This is a genomic window from Comamonas sp. GB3 AK4-5, assembly GCF_041320665.1.
Classification (GTDB): Bacteria; Pseudomonadota; Gammaproteobacteria; order Burkholderiales; family Burkholderiaceae_C; genus Comamonas.
The window spans coordinates 2,806,168-2,824,523 of sequence record NZ_CP166730.1 but is presented as its reverse complement, the minus strand read 5'-3'; the positions used below and the strand labels follow the sequence as shown (position 1 = coordinate 2,824,523).

The following is an 18,356-nucleotide window of genomic DNA, read 5'->3' as shown; positions in this document are numbered from 1 at the left end:
GGCGGCAAGGCGTCTTCGTTCCACTGGCATAAACGGCAGGTGTTGTGCTTGCGTGCCACTGCAGGCTGGCTGGCGCACAGGTGACTGACTGGCTGCAATGAATCGGCAGCGATCAGGCCGGGGTTGTCTGCACCGCATAGCCCTTGCCGGTGGCGATCACTTCCAGCAGGCGGTCGATATTGGGGTGGGCGCCGGGGCGGGCCTTGGCGTCTTCGGTGTGCTCGGCAAACAGCTGCAGGCCTTCTGCGGCTGCCGCCGCATCAATGCGGCCATGCTTGAGTGCCAGCGCGTGGTAGATGGTGAGCGAGCCAATCTTGCCCGGCGCATTGGGGATCTCGGCCACCACGCTGCCGTTTTCATCCAGCAGCTGCAGGGCGGCGATATCGGTGATGGCGGGCAGCTGGCGCAGGTTATCGGCAAAGGCCATGGTGTATGGGGGTTGGGTGGATCAAAACCGCAGATTGTGGGCCACATCGCATGGGCTTGCTGCAAGGGCCGGGCTTTGACCAGCGTCTCACTTGCCGGCGAGGCCGGTCTTGAGCGTCTCCAGTGCCGTCTGCATGTGGGCGTGGTGCTGGGCATATTCGGGCAGCTCGGCAATCTCCTGCAGCTCTTGCTCCATCACGGCCTGCACGCGCCCGGCGAATACCGACCACTGTGCTGGCGCCATGAGTTGCTGGGCGCTTTGCAGCAAATCGCCGTCTACGCCATGGGCCAACGACAACTTACGCACGGCATTGAGCGCAAAGGGCGGGCACAGCATGAGTTGCAGCGCGGTCGAGCGCGCCAGGCGCCGCTCGCTATGGCCCCGGCGGCCGTGGCGCAGCGTCAGCAGGGCGATGCACAGGGTGCACAGATAAATCAGCGCCAGCATGGCAAGCAAGATGGCCTCCGAATGCAGTGCAAACAAGGCAATGGGCAGGGCGATGAACAGCGCTGCAGCCAGCAGATACAGCGGCAGCGCAAAGCCCTTGAAGCTGGCGGCATGGGTGGCCAGGGCCAGGGCGGGAGCGGGCTCGCCAGGCAGGACGATGCGGGTTGGATTCCAATGCAGTCGGTACAGGGGTTGGTGCAACAGCCACAGCGGCGGCCACAACAGCCGTTGGCGACGCAGTTCAAACCCCTCGGTAGCCAGCCGTGCCAGCCACTGTTTGCGCCCTCGGCGCAGCAGGCCTTGCTCGGGCTGCAATGCCAGGGCGGCGTCATACAGATAGAACAGGGCGATGGCCAAAACCATCTGCACTTCTGCGGAGATCGTGAAATACAAGGCGCTGCGCTTTCGTGGCGGCAAAAACAAACCCCAGGCATCTTAACGATGCCTGGGGCCTGCTTGGGGGATGCAGGCGATCAGTCGTTCTTCTTGCGCTTGAAGAAGCGGCCCAGGCCGGCGAACAAGGCCACCACGGCAGCGGCAATGAACTTCCAGCCAGCGGCCAGGAAGCCGCCAATCACGCCCCACAGGCCTTTCTTGGTAGCCACGGCAGCGGCGCCGCCCAGCACCAGGGCGCCGAGGCTGAAGGCGGCCAGCTTGTCACCGTTCTTGAACTCGGCATAGCTCAGGCCGCTGTTGTACTGAAAGCCCGTGAGCAGCTTTTTGAATTCCTGGGTGTCCTGGCCCAGTGTGTCGATGTCAGACACCAAAGTGGCGCTCATCACACCGGTACGGCCCAGAATGCGCGAGGTGTAGTTCACATTGCGCTGGCCCGATTCGTCACGCAGGCGCAGGCCCCATTCCAGGCGGCGCGTGCTTTCGTCATAGTGGGGTGGGACTTCCCAGCCCTCGGTATACACCGCTTCCAGGCCCAGTCGCTGACGCTCCTGGTTGCTCTCCTTATCGTCGGCCTGCATGGACTTGAGCAACTCGGCCGCATCGATTTTCTCGTCGTCCTTCACATAGCCGGTCTCATCGAAGGAGAACACCACAAACCAGTCCAGGGACTTGGGCGCGATCAGATAGCGATCACTGCTGGGCGGGTTGCCCATGGCCTGCAGCAGTGTGGAAGTGTCGGCAGGGGCCAGAAAGGCATAGCCTTCGGGGATGGTGATGCTGGCCTTGTTAGCGATGTCGCCCTGGCCTTTTTCCACCCAATGCAACTGCTGGACTTCTGGAGGCAGCTCGTTGGTGGGTTCGGCATTCTTGGCCCAGGTGCCCAAAGACAATGACAGGCCGAGCACAGCTGCGGCGACGGACTTGAACATACAACGCTTCCCTTTGTTATGAATCTAGTGGCGCGCATTGTAGGAGGGCAGTCTTTGTCGTCTTGTAGGTCCCGGGGAGATCAATTGCAAAACATCCAAAACAGGCCGACTGTTTGAGATGAAGAAAGTGACAGCCTGCTTGTCAGCCCAAGGCTGCGCCTGTCATGGCTCCCAGTAGCACCACGGCCACCGGTGGCAGGCGGCCCACGGTGAGCAGTGCCAGATAGAGCAGGGCCAGCGCACAGTCCTGCCGGCCATGGATGGCGCTGGTCCACACCGGGTCATACAGCGCGGCCAGCAGCAGGCCCACGACGGCGGCATTCACACCGGCCAGCACGCGCTGGGCTGCGGGTGCGGTGCGCAGCCAGGTCCAGAACGGGAGTGCGCCCAGCACCAGCAGGGCGGCGGGCAGAAAAATGGCCACCAGGGCCAGCAGGCCTCCAGCCCAACCCGTCCAGGCCCCCAGCGGCAGCAAAGCGCCCAGATAGCCTGCCAGTGTGAACAGCGGGCCGGGCACGGCCTGGGCAGCCGCGTAGCCGGCCAGAAACTGTTCATTGTCCAGCCAACCGGGCTGCACCACGCCGTTTTGCAGCAGCGGCAGCACTACATGGCCGCCGCCAAACACCAATGCACCCGCTTGGTAGAACACGCTGCCAGCCTGCCACAGCGGTGACTGCGTGCCGTGGGCCAGCAGCGGCAGGGCCAGGCCCAGCGCCAGGCACAGCAGCAGCAGAGCGGCTCCGGTGCGGCGCGAAATATTCACATGCAGCGCTGCCTCATCGCAGGGTGCAGCCGATGCCGCAGGCAAGGCAGGGCGTACCCAGCGCCAGCCCAGCAGCGCGCCAAGGGCTATCACCAGCAGTTGCACGCTGGTGCCGGGCAACGCTATGGCCAGCACGGCCGCGCCCAGGGCCATGGCCGCGCGCAACCGATCCGGGCACAGACTGCGACCCATGCCCCAGACGGCCTGGGCCACCACGGCCACCGCCACCAGCTTGAGGCCATGCAGCAGGCCGGTATGAGCCCACTGCACGCCATGCGGAGCCTGTGAAAGGCCCACGGCCAGAGCCATCAGCAGCAGGGCCGAAGGCAGGGTAAAGCCCAGCCATGCCGCCAGCGCACCCCAACCGCCGGCGCGCAGCTGACCCAGGGCCATGCCCACCTGGCTGCTGGCTGGGCCGGGCAGAAACTGGCACAGCGCCACCAGGTCGGCGTACTGCGCGTCGCTGAGCCACTGGCGGCGCTGCACAAAAGCCGTGCGGAAATAGCCCAGATGGGCCACTGGCCCACCAAACGAGGTCAGGCCCAGTTGCAGAAACACGCCAAACACCTCCAACACCCGCCGCCAGCGGGCGCGTGGAGAAAGCAGCGGCGTGACGGGGCAAGGGGGGATGGACATGGCGGCAAGTGGGGGTGTCTTCGTGATCCATGGCGTTATGCGCCATCTGCAGCGCGCAAAACTGGCACGCTCCAAGTCAGGGCTGCCGCGCAAGGGCCGCCCCGCCGCGCTGGCAGCGTCCCCCTGCCTGCATCGCAGCGCGATGCGAGAGCGGGGGGAAGGCGCGTAGCGACTCAGGGGGGTGTTTCACAGCATTTTTTTGATGTGCTCCCACTCCGCTGGCGTGACCTCGGTGATGGACAGACGATTGCCCCGCTGCAGCACACGCATCTCCTGCAGCGCTGCATGCTCGCGCAGCTCGGGGATCAGGATGGGGCGGGTCTTGCTCAGGGCCTGTACATCCAGTAGCAGCCAGCGCGGCTTGTCGCGGGGGCTCTTGGGGTCGTAATAGGGCGATGCGGGGTCGAACTGGCTGTCGTCCACGCGCAGTTTGCCTGCAATGCGGGCGATGCCGTAGATGCCGGGTTCGGCGCAGCTGGAATGCCAGTACAGCACGCCGTCGCCCACGCGCATCTGGTCGCGCATGTAGTTACGGGCCTGGTAGTTGCGCACGCCGTCCCAGGCAATGGTTTGCTGGGGAGCGGCCAGGGCGTGGTCTATGGAATAGGCGTCGGGCTCGTTCTTCATGAGCCAGTAGCGGGGCGTGTGGGCGTCAGTCATGGCGCAATGATCGCCGATTTGCGCGCAGGCCCTTTGCATGCAGGGTGCAGCAGACAGGCAAAAAAACAGGTGCATGGAAGGCACCTGAGAAGGAGGAGAGCGCGACGAAGAAACCGGTGAAGCCGAAGAAAGTTGAAGGAAAAACCGGGCCGCTCAAGGCCCTTTGCTGCGCACGAGCTGGTAGAGCACCAGCAAGGCAATGGCACCCACGACCGAGGCAATCCAGCCTGCGGGCTGGCCGGGCAGGTACAAGCCCATGGCAGCGCCCAGGTAGCTGGCCAGGAATGAGCCGGCAATGCCGAGCAGCACGGTCATGATCCAGCCCATGCTGTCGTCCCCGGGTTTCAGCGCGCGGGCGATCAGTCCGATGACCAGTCCCACCGCCAAAGTGCCTAACAGCGACATCATGTGCAACCTCCTATGCAATGTGATTCATTCTAGGAAGGCACTTTGTGCCCGGGGTGTCAGACAGAGGCTTTTTTGCGCCGGTGATTTCTAGGCCGCCAGCGCGGCCAGCCAGCGCTGCAGTCCGTCTTGCCAGGCGGAAGCCTGGCCCAGAAAGGGCGATGCATCCACGGCTTGGAGCTGGGGTGCGGTGTCGGCGGTGGTTTGCCATTCCAGTGCCCAGGTGGGAAAGCCCTGACCGCCCACTTGTTGCAGCCAGTGGCGGCTGTCCTGGATATGGGCCAGCGTGGGGTCGCCCAGCTGGCTGATGTAGGCGACAGCAAAGGCCTGGGGGTCCAGCCCGGCCTCGGCGGCGATCTGTTGCAAGGTGTCGGCGTCGCTGATGGTGCGGCCTTGCACATAGTGGGCCTGCTGGATGCGGTGCAGCAGGTCCAGCGCCTCTACCTGTGTGCCAGCGGGCTGTTCCATGGCTTGCACGGCCAGCAGGGCGGTGATGGGCGGGCCGGAGTCCAGGGGCGTGCCCACCTGGTTGAGCAGGCCATCGGTATAGGCCTCGCCAAAGGGCTGGCCGGTGAGCTGGTGAATGCGCTGGTCATGGGGCAGCACATGGGCGCGCCAGTCGGCGGTGATGCGCTTGGCCTGTGCGCCGGCCAGCATGCCGCCGGCATGCCACTGCAGCTGCAGGCCCGGCACCTGGCGGGCAGCATCCACCAAGGGGGCGGCCGCGTAGCACCAGCCGCACAGCGGGTCAAAGATGTAATGCAAGGTGGCGGTGGGCTGGGTGGTGCTCATAGGGTGGACAGGTGTTGGCAAGGTTTTGCCGGTCTGGACGCGTCAGCAGGCAGTGGCTGGGGCGCACAACCGTGCGACGCGGTGACCGGTGTGTGGGAGTCGGCTTCAGGGGAAGGTGCAGGCGCTGCACGCCTTCAGGGTTTCCAGGCACGCTTTTGCCGAATGGCCCAACGCGGTCAACGACAGCGTCTGAGGCCTGTCCATTATCGTGCCCATGCGCGCGGTGGCGGATTGTTGGCATGCTGAATGCGCTGCTGACCACCCCCAAGCAAATGGCCTTGCTGCTGTCACCCATGGAGGCCCAACTGACGCGCGACGGCTTTGTGCGCAAGCAAAGCGGGCAACTGGAGCATTGAGAAAACCATAGCTGTCCTTGTTGGTAGACAGCCACTTTCAGCATGAAATACAGCTGAAAACAAGAAAGGGAGCGCATCAGCAGCTCCCTTTCTTGAGTGCAGTGCCCGGGCGGTTTACAGCTTGCGCAGCCGCGCAAGCGCCGCCAGCAGCGTCTCGTCCTGCTTGGCAAAGCAAAAGCGCACCACCTTCTGGTCAAAGCCATCGCCATAGAAGGCGGACAACGGGATGGCGGCCACGCCCACTTCCCGGACCAGCCATTGGCAGAAGTCGGCCTCGTTCAGATCGCTGATGGCCGAGATATCGGCGCACTGGAAATAAGTGCCCGCCGTGGGCAGCAGCTTGAAGCGGGTTTGCGCCAGGCCTTGGGCAAACAGGTCGCGCTTGCGCTGGTAGAAGGCAGGCAGCTCCAGATAGGGCGCCGGGTTTTGCATATAGCTGGCCAGGCCCACCTGCATGGGCGTGTTCACGGTGAACACATTGAACTGGTGCACCTTGCGGAACTCGGCCATCAACGCGGCGGGGGCGGCCACGGTGCCCACTTTCCAGCCGGTGACGTGGTAGGTCTTGCCAAAGCTGGAGACGATGAAGGCGCGCGCTGCCAGGCCGGGAAAGCGCGCCGCGCTCTGGTGCTGGTCGCCATCGAACACCATGTGTTCGTAGACCTCGTCGCTGATCAGCAGCACATTGGTGGGCGCCAGCAGGTCCTCGAGCTGCTGCATCTCGGCGGCGGTCCACACCGTGGCGCTGGGGTTGTGCGGGGTGTTGACGATCAGCAGCCGGGTCTTGGGCGTGAGGGCGGCGGAGATCTTGGCAAAGTCGGGGCGGAAGCTGCCCGGCGTCAGCGGCACGCGCACCACGGTGCCGCCGGCCAGCGCGATATTCGGGGCGTAGCTGTCGTAGCAGGGGTCGAGCACGATGACCTCGTCTCCCGCCTGCACCGTGGCCAGAATGGCCGTCAGGATGGCTTGTGTGGCACCGGCTGTGATGGTGATTTCGCTGGCAGCACTATAGGCACGCCCATGCAGTGCTTTGATTTTTGCTGCAACCGCCTCGCGCAGCTGGGGCATGCCAGGCATGGGCGGGTACTGGTTGTGGCCGGCGCGCATGGCGTCGTTGACGGCGTCCAGCAGCAAGGGGTCACAGCCAAAGTCGGGAAAGCCTTGGCCCAGGTTGACGGCCTGGTGTTCGGCCGCCAGGGCGGACATCACGCTGAAGATGGTGGTGCCGACCTGGGGCAGGCGGCTGGGAAATGTGGGCGTGGAAGGGGTGTGCGCAGAAGTCATTGCAGGACAAGAAAAAGATCCATACGGGATGGCAAATCAATATGTGGGGCAGCGGGCTTTGAAGGCTCCCCGTTTTGTCGCGGCCATACAGCGCTTGATGCTTTGTTGCATGCCCTGGTCGTATGCCCATACTGTCTTCTAGCCGTTGGGCTTGTGCTCCAGCGCTCGCTGTGCCGCATGGGCCCGCTCCTGCCGGCATTTTTTGCCCAAGCGCAGGGCCAGAAAGCCTGGCGCCTGGCTGGCAAAAACGGTGGTGTTTACTTCACAGCTCGTAGTCGTTGACCTGGCCCGTCATGGCGCGGGCAATGAGGTCGCGGCTGAGGCGGTCGCTCAGGGACTCGGCAAATTTGTAGACAAAGTTGCGCAGGTAGGCGCCGCGCTTGAAGGCCACGCGGGCCACGCTCTGGCCAAACAAATGGCCTACGGGGCGGGAGACCAGGTCCAGGCCCGGGTCTTCGCGCATGGCCATTTCAGCCACGATGCCCACGCCCAGACCCAGACGCACATAGGTCTTGATCACGTCGGAGTCAATGGCCTCCAGCACGATGCGCGGCGTGATTTTGCGGGTGGCAAAGGCAGTGTCGATCTTGTTGCGACCGGTAAACGAGGGGTGGTAGGTGATCAGCGCTTCCTGGCCGATGTCCTCCAGGCCGATACGCTCCTTGGTAGCCAGGGGGTGGCCCTTGGGAACCACCAGCACGTGCTCCCATTCATAGCAGGGCAGGGTGACCAGGTCGGGGTAGTCGGCCAGCGACTCGGTGGCCATGCCGATCTCGGCCACCTCGTCCAGCACCATGCGCGCCACCTCATGCGGCGTGGCCTGGTGCAGGCTGATGTTGACCTTGGGATAGGTGTCGCGCAGCTTGGCCACGGCCGTGGGCAGCACATAGCGCGCCTGGGTGTGGGTGGTGGCAATGCTGAGGGTGCCGCTGTCCTGGGCGCTGAACTGTTCGCCAATGCGCTTGAGGTTGCCCACCTCGCGCATGATGAGTTCAATGCTTTTGAGCACATGCTGGCCGGGTTCGGTGATGCGCTTGAGGCGCTTGCCGTGGCGGGCGAAGATGTCCACGCCCAGCTCTTCTTCCAGCTCGATGATGGCCTTGGACACGCCGGGCTGCGAGGTGTGCAGGGCCTTGGCGGCCTCGGTGAGGTTGAGGCCTCGGCGGGCAGCTTCCTGGACGAAGCGGAATTGGTGCAAGTTCATAAGCGGATGTCAGCTGGGTTGGACATCATTATGAATGATTTATCTAAGATTTTGATTTTTTATGCATCTCGCCCTGTGCGATTTGTGCCAACAGCCCAATCACACGGGGGTCTTCGCCCACGGGCGTGGCGCTTTCCAGCACCAGGCCGGGGTGGGCGGCGCGTGCCGCATCGAGCAGCAGGGGCAGGTCTTCGCGCGCATGGCGGCCGGTGCCCAGAAACAGCGGCAGCACGGTGATGTGGCTGCAGCCCTGCTGCACCAGCTGGTCCACGGCGGCGGGCAGCGAGGGGCTGCTGATTTCCAGGTAGGCGCAGATGCAGGCCAGATCGGGCTGCAGGCGTTGCAGCTCGGCCTGCACGGCCTGTATGGGGCGGTGCCACAGCGGGTCGCGCGAGCCATGGGCAAACAGCAGCACGCCGGCCCGTGGCGAGCGCGGCACGGCGCTGGTGCTGGCGGCGGTCATCGCCGCAGCACCAGCCAGGCAAAAGCGCCCAGGGACAGCAGGGAGTAGATGACGCCGGGGGCTGCCGCTGTGAGCATGGGCTGCCAGTTGTTGAGGTTGCCGGCGTAGCCAAAGACGTTGTTCAGCAGGAAGAAGCTGATACCCGCCATCACGCCGCCAAACACATAGCCGGCAATGCCGCCGGAGCGGAAATGCAGATAGGCAAAGGGCAGGGCCAGCACCACCATCACCAGGCAGCTCAAGGGGTAGAACACCTTGCGCCAGAACTCGATCTCGTACTTCTGGGCCGACTGGTCGTTGCTCTCCAGATGCTGGATGAACTGGAACAGCTCGATGGTGGGCATGCGGTCGGGCTTGTGCACGGCCGCGGCCACCATGTCGACGGTCAGCTCGGTGGGGAAGCTGTACAGGGGCTCGCTGAAACGCTCCACCTTGGCCTCGGTGGCGCCGGGGTAGTGAAATTCCGAGCGCTGCACCTGCTCCAGTTGCCAGTGCGCGCCGTCTTCGGCCAGGCCTCTGGCGGCATGGATCTGGCGACGCATGCGGCCTTCGCTGTCGAACTCGAAAATGCGGATGTTCAGCAGCTCATCGCCGCGAATATTGCGCACATTGATGGCCAGGGTGTTGCCGCTTCGGCGCTCCTTGAGCCAGGCGCCGGTGGAGCCCGTGGTGACGGTCTGGCCCATGAACTTGGCCTGGGCGGCCGTGGCAGCCCGCTCGGACAGGGGGGCAATATAGTCGCCGATCACAAAGGTCAGCAGCACAAAGCCGGCGCCCACGGTGAGCAGGGTGCGCAGGGCCAGCCAGGGCCCGAGGCCGCTGGTGCGCATGATGGTGAATTCCGAGCTCTGGGCCAGCCTGGCCATCACGTAGATGGTGCCGATCAGCACCGTGATGGGCAGCAGCTCATACAGGTGGTTGGGCACTTCCAGCAGCACCACCAGCATGGCGTAGCCAGCGGTGTAGCTCTCGGAGCGGCCCACATAGCGCATCTCATCGAGCAGGTCGAAGAAAAAGAACAGCGCCAAAAACGCCAGGGTCACGAAGGCCACCGTGGTGATGACGTCGCGAAAAATCATGCGGCGCAGCGTCTTCATGCGGCGGCTCCTTGTTTGCGGCGCGGCAGCAGCTGTGCGGGAGACCAGCGGTGGTGGCGTGCCAGCAATGCCAGGCCACCGATGAGCAGCACCACACCATGCAGGCCCAGCACAAAACTGGGCATGGTCAGCCGGCCCGATCCCACCCAGCTCTGGCCCAGGGTCATGAGGTTGTAGTAGATGACAAAGGCCAGCAGGGCGACGGCCAGGCTGGTGCTTTTGCCCGCACGCGGGTTGGCGCTGGTGATGGCCAGGGCCAGCAGCACAAAGTTGATGGCTGCCAGCGGCAGGCCTATGCGCCAGCCGAGCTCGGCCTGTTCCGGGATATTGTCGGAGCCCACGAGCTCCAGCGTGGGCTTGGCCTTGGTCAGCTTGGCGGCCGCGCTGGCGCTGTTGCCTTCGGACAGGCGCACGCTGTATTCCTGGAACTGGCTGATGCGCAGGCCGGCGTTATCGGGTTTGGTTTCCACCCGCTGGCCATCCACCAAAACAGCCATCTTGTCGCCGTTTTGTATCTGCAGTCTTGCGCTCTTGGAGGAGGTCACCACCTCCTTGCCCTGGGTGTTGTCCACGATGAAGACATTGCTGGCCGACTCGGCCGACAAGGACTCCTTGTCGATGAAGAACACCCGCTGGCCATTGGCGGATTCCTGGAACTCTCCTGGGGCGATGCGGTCCACATCGCTGCGCTGCTCGAACTGCTCGCGCATCTGCTGTACCTGCTGGTTGCTCCAGGGCCAGACCCACAGCGACAGCAGGCCGATGATGAGCACCACCGGCCAGGAAAAGCGCAGCAGCGGGCGGTACAGGCTGGCCAGCCCGCGGCCGCTGGCGAACCAAATCACCATTTCGCTGTCTCTGTACATGCGCGTGAGCGTGCCCACGATGGCCACAAACAGGCTCAGCATGAGAATGGTGGAGAGCTGACTGAGCACGGTGAAACCCATGACCAGCAGGACGTCGGAAGGGCTGACGGAACCCTTGGCAGCTTGGCCCAGGGTGCGGATGAGCATCATGGTCATGACCACGGTGATCAACACCACCAGGGTGGCACCAAAGCTGCGGGCCAGCTCTTTGCGTATGGATGAATCGAATAACATCGGCTTAAAGGAAAACACCGATTATGAACTTTGATCTCAAGGCCTTGGACCTGGCGGGTGCTGCCGCCGAAAAATGTGATGCTTTGTTGGTGCTGGTGCCCGAGGGCTTCAAGCCCGGCAAGGACCCACTGTCCCAGTGCATTGCGCAGGCGCGCAAGGCCGGGGATCTGGAGCTGGCCGCAGGCAAGCAACTGGCGCTGTACCAACCCGCAGGTGTGGCCGCGCGCCGTGTGCTGCTGCTGGGCGCGGGCGTTGGCGATGCCAAGGCCGTGCGCACCGCCTTGGTCGCAGCGGCCGCCATGCTGAAGGCGCCGGCATGCAAGCGTGCCGTGGTCTGCCTGGCTGCGTTGGACGCACCTGCCGTGGTGGCGGCTGCCGTGCAAACAGTGGCCGAGGTCAGCTATGTCTATACCGCCACCAAGCCCGAAGCCAAGGTGCTGGCCCTGTCCCGCGTGACGGTGGGCGTGGCAAACAAGGCTGCAGCCGCAGAGGCTTTTGCTCTGGGCGAGGCCGTGGCTGCTGGCGTGGGCATGGCGCGTGAATGGGCCAATCGCCCCGCCAACCACGCCACACCCACCATGCTGGCGGGCGCCGCCAAGGCCTTGGCCAAGGAAAACAACAGCATCCAATGCAAGGTACATGGCCCCAAGGACGTGGCCAAGCTGGGCATGGGTGCTTTCATGGCCGTGGCCCAGGGCTCGCGCGAGCCGCTGCAGTTCATCGAGCTGCACTACCAGGGCGCGGCCAAGTCGCAAGCGCCCGTGGTGCTGGTGGGCAAGGGCATTACCTTTGACACCGGTGGTATCTCGCTCAAACCCGCTGCCGGCATGGATGAGATGAAGTTCGACATGGGCGGTGCTGCTTCTGTGCTGGGCGTGTTCCGCGCACTGGCCGAGCTGCGTCCTTCCATCAATGTGGTGGGCCTGATCCCCGCCTGCGAAAACATGCCCGACGGCATGGCCGTGAAGCCGGGCGATGTGGTTACCAGCATGAGCGGCCAGACCATTGAAATCCTGAACACCGACGCCGAAGGCCGTCTGGTGCTGTGCGATGCGCTGACCTATGCCGCCCGCTTCAAGCCCGCAGCGCTGGTGGACGTGGCCACGCTGACCGGTGCCTGCGTGATTGCCCTGGGTGGCTTGCGTAGCGGCATGTATGCCAGCAACGACGCGCTGGCCGACGCCCTGCACCTTGCCGGCGAAGCCGCACAAGACCTGTGCTGGCGCATGCCGTTGGATGACGACTATGCCGAAGGCCTGAAGAGCACTTTCGCCGATGTGGCCAATGTGGCCGGCCGCGCCGCCGGCTCGGTGACGGCGGCCAAGTTCCTGCAGCGCTTTGTGGGTGATATTCCCTGGGCGCATCTGGACATCGCTGGCACGGCCTGGAAGGAAGGCGCCGCCAAGGGTGGCACAGGCCGTCCCGTGGGTCTGCTGGTGCATTACCTGCTGGGCCAGGCCGCTGCGGTCAAGACCGAGAAAGCGGGCAAGGCTCCCAAGGTCGTCAAAGCAAGCAAGGTGGTCAAGGACGCCAAGGAGGCCAAGACCGCGGCGCCCAGTAAGCCTGCCGTGGCTGCCAAGCCCCAGCCACAGCGCCGCCCTCGTGTAGCGGCGGCCAAGCGCGTGACTGCTGCTCCGGCTGCGGCAGCGACTGTTGCCGCGGTGGAGGCCGTGGCCCCCGGTGCCGGCCAGGGCGCGTGACTGCAGCCATGACCGAGGTGGCCTTTCACTTCAACGCCCCGGACAAGCTGGGCTATGTGTGTCGCTTTGTCCGCAAGGCGATGCGCCACGATGTCCGAGTGACCGTGGCGGCGCCGGCACCGGTGCTGGCGCATTTGTCTGCACGCCTGTGGAAGAGCGCGCCCAGCGACTTTCTGGCGCATGCCACGCCCGGCTGCGACGCTGCACTGGCCGCGCTGTCGCCTGTGGTGCTGGTGGAGGACGCCGCCCAGTCGCCGTACCACCAGATTCTGGTGAACCTGCATGACGCGCTGCCTGCAGCGCCGCAGGCTTTCGAGCGGGTGGTGGAGGTGGTGTCGCTGGACGATATGGACCGTGCACTGGCCCGCCAGCGCTGGAAGGGCTATGCCGCACAGGGCTATGCCATCCAGCGCCATGACCTGGTGTTGAAGGAGCAGTGATGGAGCCGTTTGGACGCCAGCCGCCGCGCTATGTGCCGACCTTGACGGATGTGGTGGCCGAGGGGCTGCCCATTCGCCGGCCGGCCGAGTCGGCGCAGGGGGCCGCGCAGCCCCTGGAAGGGCAGCAGCAGGCGCATGGCGGGGAGGCCGAGCTTGCCGCCCCCACCGCGCCGGAGATGCCTGCGGCGCAGGTGCACGAGGCGCTAGTGGCGCGCCTGCTGGAGCGGGTGCAGCCCATGCTGGAAGCGCAGCTGCGCGATGCCGTGGCCGAGGTGATGCAGTCCCATGCCGAGGTGCTGGTCCGCAGCCTGCGCGTGGCAGCAGAAGATGTGGTGCGTGCGGCCGTGGCCGATGCCATCGTGCAGGAGCACAGTGCCGCGCTGCGGAAATAGCGCACCCACAGAGCGGTTTGCTGCACCTTCCCCAGGGCGCGGAGAGAGGGGCTAACGCGCTGCCAGCACCTCGGGATTGACGATGTTGCTGGGCTGGCCGTCGACGAAATTCACCACGTTCTCGAAAGCCGCGCCAAAGTACAGCTCATAGTTGTCCTGCTCCACATAGCCGATGTGGGGCGTGCAGATGCAGTTTTCCATGCGCAGCAGCGCGTGGCCTTGCAAGATGGGCTCGGACTCGAAGACATCCACCGCCGCCATGCCGGGGCGCCCCTGGTGCAAGGCCGTGGCCAGGGCATCGGGCTCCAGCAGCTCGGCGCGCGAGGTGTTGACGAAGAGGGCGGTGGGCTTCATCAGCGACAGATCTCGTAGCGTGATGCTGTGCTGGGTTTCCGGGGTCAGCCGCAGGTGCAGGGACAGCACATCGCAGCTGGAGAAAAAATCTTCACGGGAATGGGCGATCTGGTAGCCATCCGCCAATGCCCGGGTGCGAGACGCTTCGCTGCCCCAGACCTTGACGCCCATGCCAAAGGCACGGGCATAGCTGGCCACCAGCTGGCCGATGCGGCCATAGCCCCAGATGCCCAGGGTGCGGCCGCGCAGCACCGTGCCCAGACCAAAGTTGGGGGGCATGGATGCAGCCTTGAAGCCCGACTGTTGCCAGGCGCCATGCTTAAGGTTGGCGATGTACTGGGGCAGGCGCCGGCTGGCACCCATGATCAGTGCCCAGGTCAACTCGGCGGGGGCGACTGGGGAGCCCATACCTTCGGCCACGGCAATTCCGTGGTCGGTGCAGGCCTGCAGATCAATGTGCGCTCCGACGCGGCTGGTCTGCGAAATCATCCGCAGACGCGGCAGTTTTTCCAGCAGCTGGCGGGTGATGGGGGTGCGCTCGCGGATCAGCACAATGATGTCGGCATCGCGCAGCCGTACGGCCAGCTGGCCCTGGCCCTTGACGGTGTTGGTATAGACCTTGGCATTGAAGGCATCCAGGCGGCTGGCGCAGTGGAGCTTGCGAACTGCGTCTTGGTAGTCGTCCAGAATCACGATGTTAATCGGTTGCATTGATTCTCTAAGCTATTGATTTAACTGGGTAAATCTAGATTTATGGACTCGGTAGGCATAGCCTTTTGGGCTTTTGTCGCGTAGGTTTTCGCCGTGGTGTAGCCAGCGCAGGGACATCGCATTCCACCAGGCTGGGCAGCTTTGGGCGTAGTTTTGGTGCGAGCGCCGAAACCTACGTTGATCTGGGGCTGTGATGCATTTTGACGCGCGGGAAGCCAAGACGTTGCAGGCTGGTTCGACTATTGTCGTTCAAGGCTGCCAAGGCTTGCGCCTTGAAGCCAGTAAAGCCGGAAAAAGTTGGATTGATCGTTATACGTCACCGCAAGATCGGTGACCGGCCTGCTATAGCGCAGGCTTCGGCATCCCGTCTTGCTGCACAAGGCGCTCAAAGATTTTTATGGAAATGCGCAAGAGCTGTGCAGCGAGGTGTTTCTCTACCAGGCGTGAAGTGATGGTGATGGTTGTCAGTTCGTGTGGTCTTAAAAAGCCCCGGCTTCGCGGGGTTGGTTGTCATAGGGGTTTATTTAGGTAGTAGGACACTCGCTTCAGTGCCCGCAGGGTAGGCCTTCGCTTCTGGCGGGCTCTTTGTGGATGGAGCGCCGCAGCTGACGCAACGCTTGAAGGGGTTGCTGCTGGGATGTGCTCATAGGGCTCCAGAAATGACAAAGCCCCGCAGAACAGGGCTTGTGTGAGAAGTCGCGTTGAGTAGATGCCTACGGGGCCTTGCCCCGTCCTCGATAGTCCAGGTCAGTTGCTGAGTAGCTTTCGCGCTGGCGCCAGTCCATCTGCACAGGGGCAGCATGCCCAGGCGGGTACGTGATTCGTTCTTGCTCTCGCTTCAGATCCCAGAGTTTCTTTTCCATGATGTGGAGCAGGGTGCTTGTCTTGGTTTCGCTCATGTGAGAGTCCCCTTTAGTCAAACTTGTGATCACGAGCAGGTTGCACAGGGCTGGCATGGGGTGGCCCTGCGATATCTAGGACTTGCACGCTGTGCGACCAAGACATTGTGTTCGTAGATGCTGGATATTGCGAAAAGGGCCGGAAGGCCCTTCAACTCAGGTGGTAGTGGTATTACAGCTGAGCTTGCTCAGGTTTCTTCTTTTGCTCCTCGGGAGAGCCTGGGCGAGCCTGCTGAGAGGGGCTCTGTTCCTGCTGAGCAGGGCTGGGCTTGTTTTCAGGCTGCTGACCCTTACCTGGGGTATTTTGGAAAACAGACATAACTAACTCCTAGATTTATCAAATGCCAGAATTGGCCTCTGATGGTTAAGGATGCGCCTAAATATCATATTCCTGTGTAGTCAAATAGGCCGGAGATGGATTTTTTGTAAGCAATAAATTCTGAAATAGAAAGCCCGCAGTTAGCGGGCTTGATTTTCTGGCGATTCAGATGAAGATTCACCCTGTTCAGAAAGTACCTATTTACTATCAAGAATTAAAATAAAAATTGATGCTAATAATTTATAGCCTATAGGCTTAGGTGCGGAATCAATAGTCTTCTTCAGCTGTTCTGTGCTGTTTAGGTATTTTGTTTGCCTGTATAAGCTCCTTGGAGTGCTTGTTGAACCACGGAGAATCAGGGAGTTCTTCTTGTAGGGGTGGATAAATAAAATCATCGCCAACGATTATCGGGTCTTTAATATCCGGGCGGATTTGCAGGGGGCCACCAAAGAGAGCGGCAACTCTGTTGAGGATCGACATTTTGACCTCCGGGCCGTCAAGGCAAGTCAAAATCGACTGCCAACCTGAACACTACTCTCTTGCGGACATAAAAACCGTTTTCGGGCGAATACTTACATCGATGTAGATTGTGTGCTATGTAAATGGGAGCATTCTTTCCATGTGAGGAATCAGTCTCCCTGTCTTTGAGGTTGTCGAAGCGTTTGTTTCGGGGGCGAGCATGGCTTATCCCTATGTCCCTGAAGGCAGAAGGTCAGAAAAGCTTGGTCTGGCAGCTTCACCGCTGGGTTTCGCGAGCACGGGCCTTGGGGGTTAGGGGGCGTTGGCGTGTGCTCTCGCTCGGCTTTGGTGATGCGGGGCCTTGATCCATGACTTTTTCTGCTTTCGACAACATGGGCGGGCTCTCCAAGGCGCAAAGGAAGGTCAGGAATCTCAGCCGGCTTGCATCCCACGATGTAGAGCTATGTCGCTTTCTCGGCTCGATGCCCCCGCCAGTGCTGGTGAATGGGGCGTCCATCCGCCATATTTGTCGAGCTGGCCTGGGGCCCTGGAAGTCCCGCCTTTTTCCAAAGCTGTGAACCCACGGGGTGCTCCAGCACGCCCCCGCAGGCAGACTTGCCGTACTGCCCATGCTGCCGGAAGACGTTCGCCTTTGCGTGGCTTTGAAAACAGACGCAGCCGTGCCCATGCGCGGAACGGAGGGTGGGTAACCACAGGGCGGCCACCTGGCCAGTTGCGTGCATCGCGCTCGGCATCCCACATATTTACGTCGGTAAGGGGCTTGTAGGTGCTGTCTGCGCGGGCGAATAGCACGGCAACGGTTTGCATTCAGGACTCCAGAAAAGACAAAGCCCGCGCGGCTTGGGCCGGACGGGCTGGAATAGAGATTGAGAAGAAGTAGCGGTTTTTTGTATGGCCCCAGGCGACGCTAATAGATCCCTCTCTGATCTCCTTTGATTAGTCGTATATGAAGGTGACCGTGGTTGCTGCCTTCATATCACCGGCCGTCAAATCACCGGCGGTCACACCAGGGCGCCGCACATATTGTGCGGTGATAGGAATGTAAAGGGTGGAGTTATCGTTTGTCGCAGGACCTTCAATGATTGGTGAACGTGTTGGAAGTGTAGAGCCATTCGGAGTTGGGCCAAATTTTATTGGTGTTTGGTCTTGGTCGTAATATAGACGCACACCAACAGATTGATTAGAAGAGTTTAAGTAATCATTCGTTGCTGATGGCGAGCGAGCGTCTGTGAAATAAGCCTTAATTACCGTTCCTTTTGGGCAATTTCGGCCAATGAGTCGAAGGGGTAATTCTCCAGCCGTTCCGCTGTTTCTGCTGCTTCCATAAGACGCCACTTGAGAAGAGTTGACGGATTTCATTTTTGTATTTAGCGTAATGTCCGCTGATGCGCAGGTCGGGGCTGCAGGCTCTGGTAGCTCAGGAACATTAAGCTCATTCGTGACGGCTGTCATCAAATTTATAAAACCACCACCGCAAGATTGTGGGATCATTCCGGGTCTTGCCGTTGCAGTTATTGCTGTAACTGACGTTGAGTCAGTAATGATTAATTTACCGCCTTTATATTTGTCTTTATCAATGACGATGATCTCGTAATTGTAATAAAATATAATTGGAAAGCTGTAGCTGGATGTTGCCCTAAATACATCCTGCCAGTACCTTCTGGTAAGAATAGTACCAATTGGAGCTTGGTAAGTGACATTGATATTGTATGGGCTGTAGCCCCCGCCCCATTTGACTCGTACGCCAACGCCTGGTGTCATCGGCATAGGAATGGCATTGTATTGACTGGTCTCGGCTGTTGGGCTCCCTGCTGTAACAATTGGAAGGTTTTGAGGTACTGGCATATTATAGGTAACGCTTGCCCTTGTTGATCCAATAACCTGTCCATTATAAAAATCCGTTCCGGGTGAGCTCATTTTCCAGCCATCTGACGTCATCTTTCCGCTCATTGAACAATATGCTTGTGCATGAGCTAAAAGAGCATTAGGTATGATTATGAAAAATGTGAATAAAATAATAACGCATTTAAGTATTGGGTAGTATTTATGGTTGTTATTCATTACTATCCTCATCGCGATGCTAATTGGCCAATAATTTATTA

19 protein-coding genes and 1 pseudogene are annotated in these 18,356 nt (G+C 61.7%); 3 read left to right on the top strand and 17 right to left on the bottom strand.

From position 1 onward, the window contains the following. Positions 1–112: 112 nt before the first annotated feature. The 12 genes from ACA027_RS12735 to lptF all read right to left on the bottom strand — a co-directional run bounded on the left by ACA027_RS12735 (position 113) and on the right by lptF (position 10,959). Positions 113–427, bottom strand: coding sequence for a DUF2322 family protein (locus tag ACA027_RS12735; protein WP_370678595.1), 315 nt, complete (start codon positions 425–427; stop codon positions 113–115). An 87-nt stretch (positions 428–514) separates the two neighbouring features. After that, complete coding sequence (locus ACA027_RS12730) at positions 515–1,237, bottom strand: hypothetical protein (RefSeq protein WP_370678594.1); 723 nt, start codon at positions 1,235–1,237, stop codon at positions 515–517. A 110-nt stretch (positions 1,238–1,347) separates the two neighbouring features. After that, positions 1,348–2,199 carry a DUF2167 domain-containing protein gene (locus tag ACA027_RS12725; protein ID WP_370678593.1) on the bottom strand — a complete coding sequence of 284 codons (852 nt, stop codon included), beginning with the start codon at positions 2,197–2,199 and terminating at the stop codon, positions 1,348–1,350. A 142-nt stretch (positions 2,200–2,341) separates the two neighbouring features. Further along, positions 2,342–3,598 (bottom strand): chromate efflux transporter, encoded by a 1,257-nt coding sequence (gene chrA / locus ACA027_RS12720; RefSeq protein WP_370678592.1) that lies wholly within the window; start codon positions 3,596–3,598, stop codon positions 2,342–2,344. Positions 3,599–3,784: 186 nt separating this feature from the next. After that, positions 3,785–4,258, bottom strand: coding sequence for an EVE domain-containing protein (locus ACA027_RS12715; protein WP_370678591.1), 474 nt, complete (start codon positions 4,256–4,258; stop codon positions 3,785–3,787). Positions 4,259–4,411: 153 nt separating this feature from the next. Next, complete coding sequence (locus ACA027_RS12710; RefSeq protein WP_370678590.1) at positions 4,412–4,666, bottom strand: GlsB/YeaQ/YmgE family stress response membrane protein; 255 nt, start codon at positions 4,664–4,666, stop codon at positions 4,412–4,414. Between the two features lie 87 nt (positions 4,667–4,753). Further along, positions 4,754–5,455 (bottom strand): DsbA family protein, encoded by a 702-nt coding sequence (locus ACA027_RS12705; protein ID WP_370678589.1) that lies wholly within the window; start codon positions 5,453–5,455, stop codon positions 4,754–4,756. 470 nt (positions 5,456–5,925) lie between these two features. Continuing rightward, the gene (locus ACA027_RS12700) at positions 5,926–7,095 is read right to left on the bottom strand and encodes a pyridoxal phosphate-dependent aminotransferase (protein WP_370678588.1); all 1,170 of its coding nucleotides are present in this window, start codon (positions 7,093–7,095) and stop codon (positions 5,926–5,928) included. Between the two features lie 262 nt (positions 7,096–7,357). After that, complete coding sequence (locus tag ACA027_RS12695; RefSeq protein ID WP_370678587.1) at positions 7,358–8,299, bottom strand: CysB family HTH-type transcriptional regulator; 942 nt, start codon at positions 8,297–8,299, stop codon at positions 7,358–7,360. Positions 8,300–8,342: 43 nt separating this feature from the next. Next, positions 8,343–8,762 (bottom strand): sirohydrochlorin chelatase, encoded by a 420-nt coding sequence (locus ACA027_RS12690; RefSeq protein ID WP_370678586.1) that lies wholly within the window; start codon positions 8,760–8,762, stop codon positions 8,343–8,345. Further along, positions 8,759–9,859, bottom strand: coding sequence for an LPS export ABC transporter permease LptG (gene lptG / locus ACA027_RS12685; RefSeq protein ID WP_370678585.1), 1,101 nt, complete (start codon positions 9,857–9,859; stop codon positions 8,759–8,761). Before lptG ends, ACA027_RS12690 begins: the two co-directional genes overlap by 4 nt. Beyond that, complete coding sequence (gene lptF / locus ACA027_RS12680; RefSeq protein ID WP_370678584.1) at positions 9,856–10,959, bottom strand: LPS export ABC transporter permease LptF; 1,104 nt, start codon at positions 10,957–10,959, stop codon at positions 9,856–9,858. Before lptF ends, lptG begins: the two co-directional genes overlap by 4 nt. A 23-nt stretch (positions 10,960–10,982) precedes the next feature. Here lptF and ACA027_RS12675 point away from each other — a divergent pair. The 3 genes and pseudogenes from ACA027_RS12675 to ACA027_RS12665 form a co-directional block, all read left to right on the top strand. After that, a pseudogene (locus ACA027_RS12675) lies at positions 10,983–12,464 on the top strand (leucyl aminopeptidase); the annotation flags it as partial. A gap of 203 nt (positions 12,465–12,667) precedes the next feature. Continuing rightward, on the top strand, positions 12,668–13,099 hold the full coding sequence (locus tag ACA027_RS12670) for a DNA polymerase III subunit chi (RefSeq protein WP_370682579.1): 432 nt from the start codon (positions 12,668–12,670) through the stop codon (positions 13,097–13,099). Next, positions 13,099–13,491 (top strand): hypothetical protein, encoded by a 393-nt coding sequence (locus tag ACA027_RS12665; protein ID WP_370678583.1) that lies wholly within the window; start codon positions 13,099–13,101, stop codon positions 13,489–13,491. Before ACA027_RS12670 ends, ACA027_RS12665 begins: the two co-directional genes overlap by 1 nt. A 51-nt stretch (positions 13,492–13,542) precedes the next feature. On the opposite strand, the gene ACA027_RS12660 is transcribed toward ACA027_RS12665, so the two are convergent. The 5 genes from ACA027_RS12660 to ACA027_RS12640 form a co-directional block, all read right to left on the bottom strand. Next, positions 13,543–14,547 carry a D-2-hydroxyacid dehydrogenase family protein gene (locus tag ACA027_RS12660; protein ID WP_370682578.1) on the bottom strand — a complete coding sequence of 335 codons (1,005 nt, stop codon included), beginning with the start codon at positions 14,545–14,547 and terminating at the stop codon, positions 13,543–13,545. A 722-nt stretch (positions 14,548–15,269) separates the two neighbouring features. Then, the gene (locus tag ACA027_RS12655; protein ID WP_370678582.1) at positions 15,270–15,455 is read right to left on the bottom strand and encodes a hypothetical protein; all 186 of its coding nucleotides are present in this window, start codon (positions 15,453–15,455) and stop codon (positions 15,270–15,272) included. 172 nt (positions 15,456–15,627) lie between these two features. Further along, the gene (locus ACA027_RS12650; protein ID WP_370678581.1) at positions 15,628–15,774 is read right to left on the bottom strand and encodes a hypothetical protein; all 147 of its coding nucleotides are present in this window, start codon (positions 15,772–15,774) and stop codon (positions 15,628–15,630) included. Positions 15,775–16,041: 267 nt separating this feature from the next. Continuing rightward, positions 16,042–16,254 (bottom strand): hypothetical protein, encoded by a 213-nt coding sequence (locus ACA027_RS12645; protein WP_370678580.1) that lies wholly within the window; start codon positions 16,252–16,254, stop codon positions 16,042–16,044. Positions 16,255–17,190: 936 nt separating this feature from the next. After that, positions 17,191–18,315, bottom strand: coding sequence for a fimbrial protein (locus ACA027_RS12640; protein WP_370678579.1), 1,125 nt, complete (start codon positions 18,313–18,315; stop codon positions 17,191–17,193). Between the last annotated feature and the right edge of the window lie 41 nt (positions 18,316–18,356).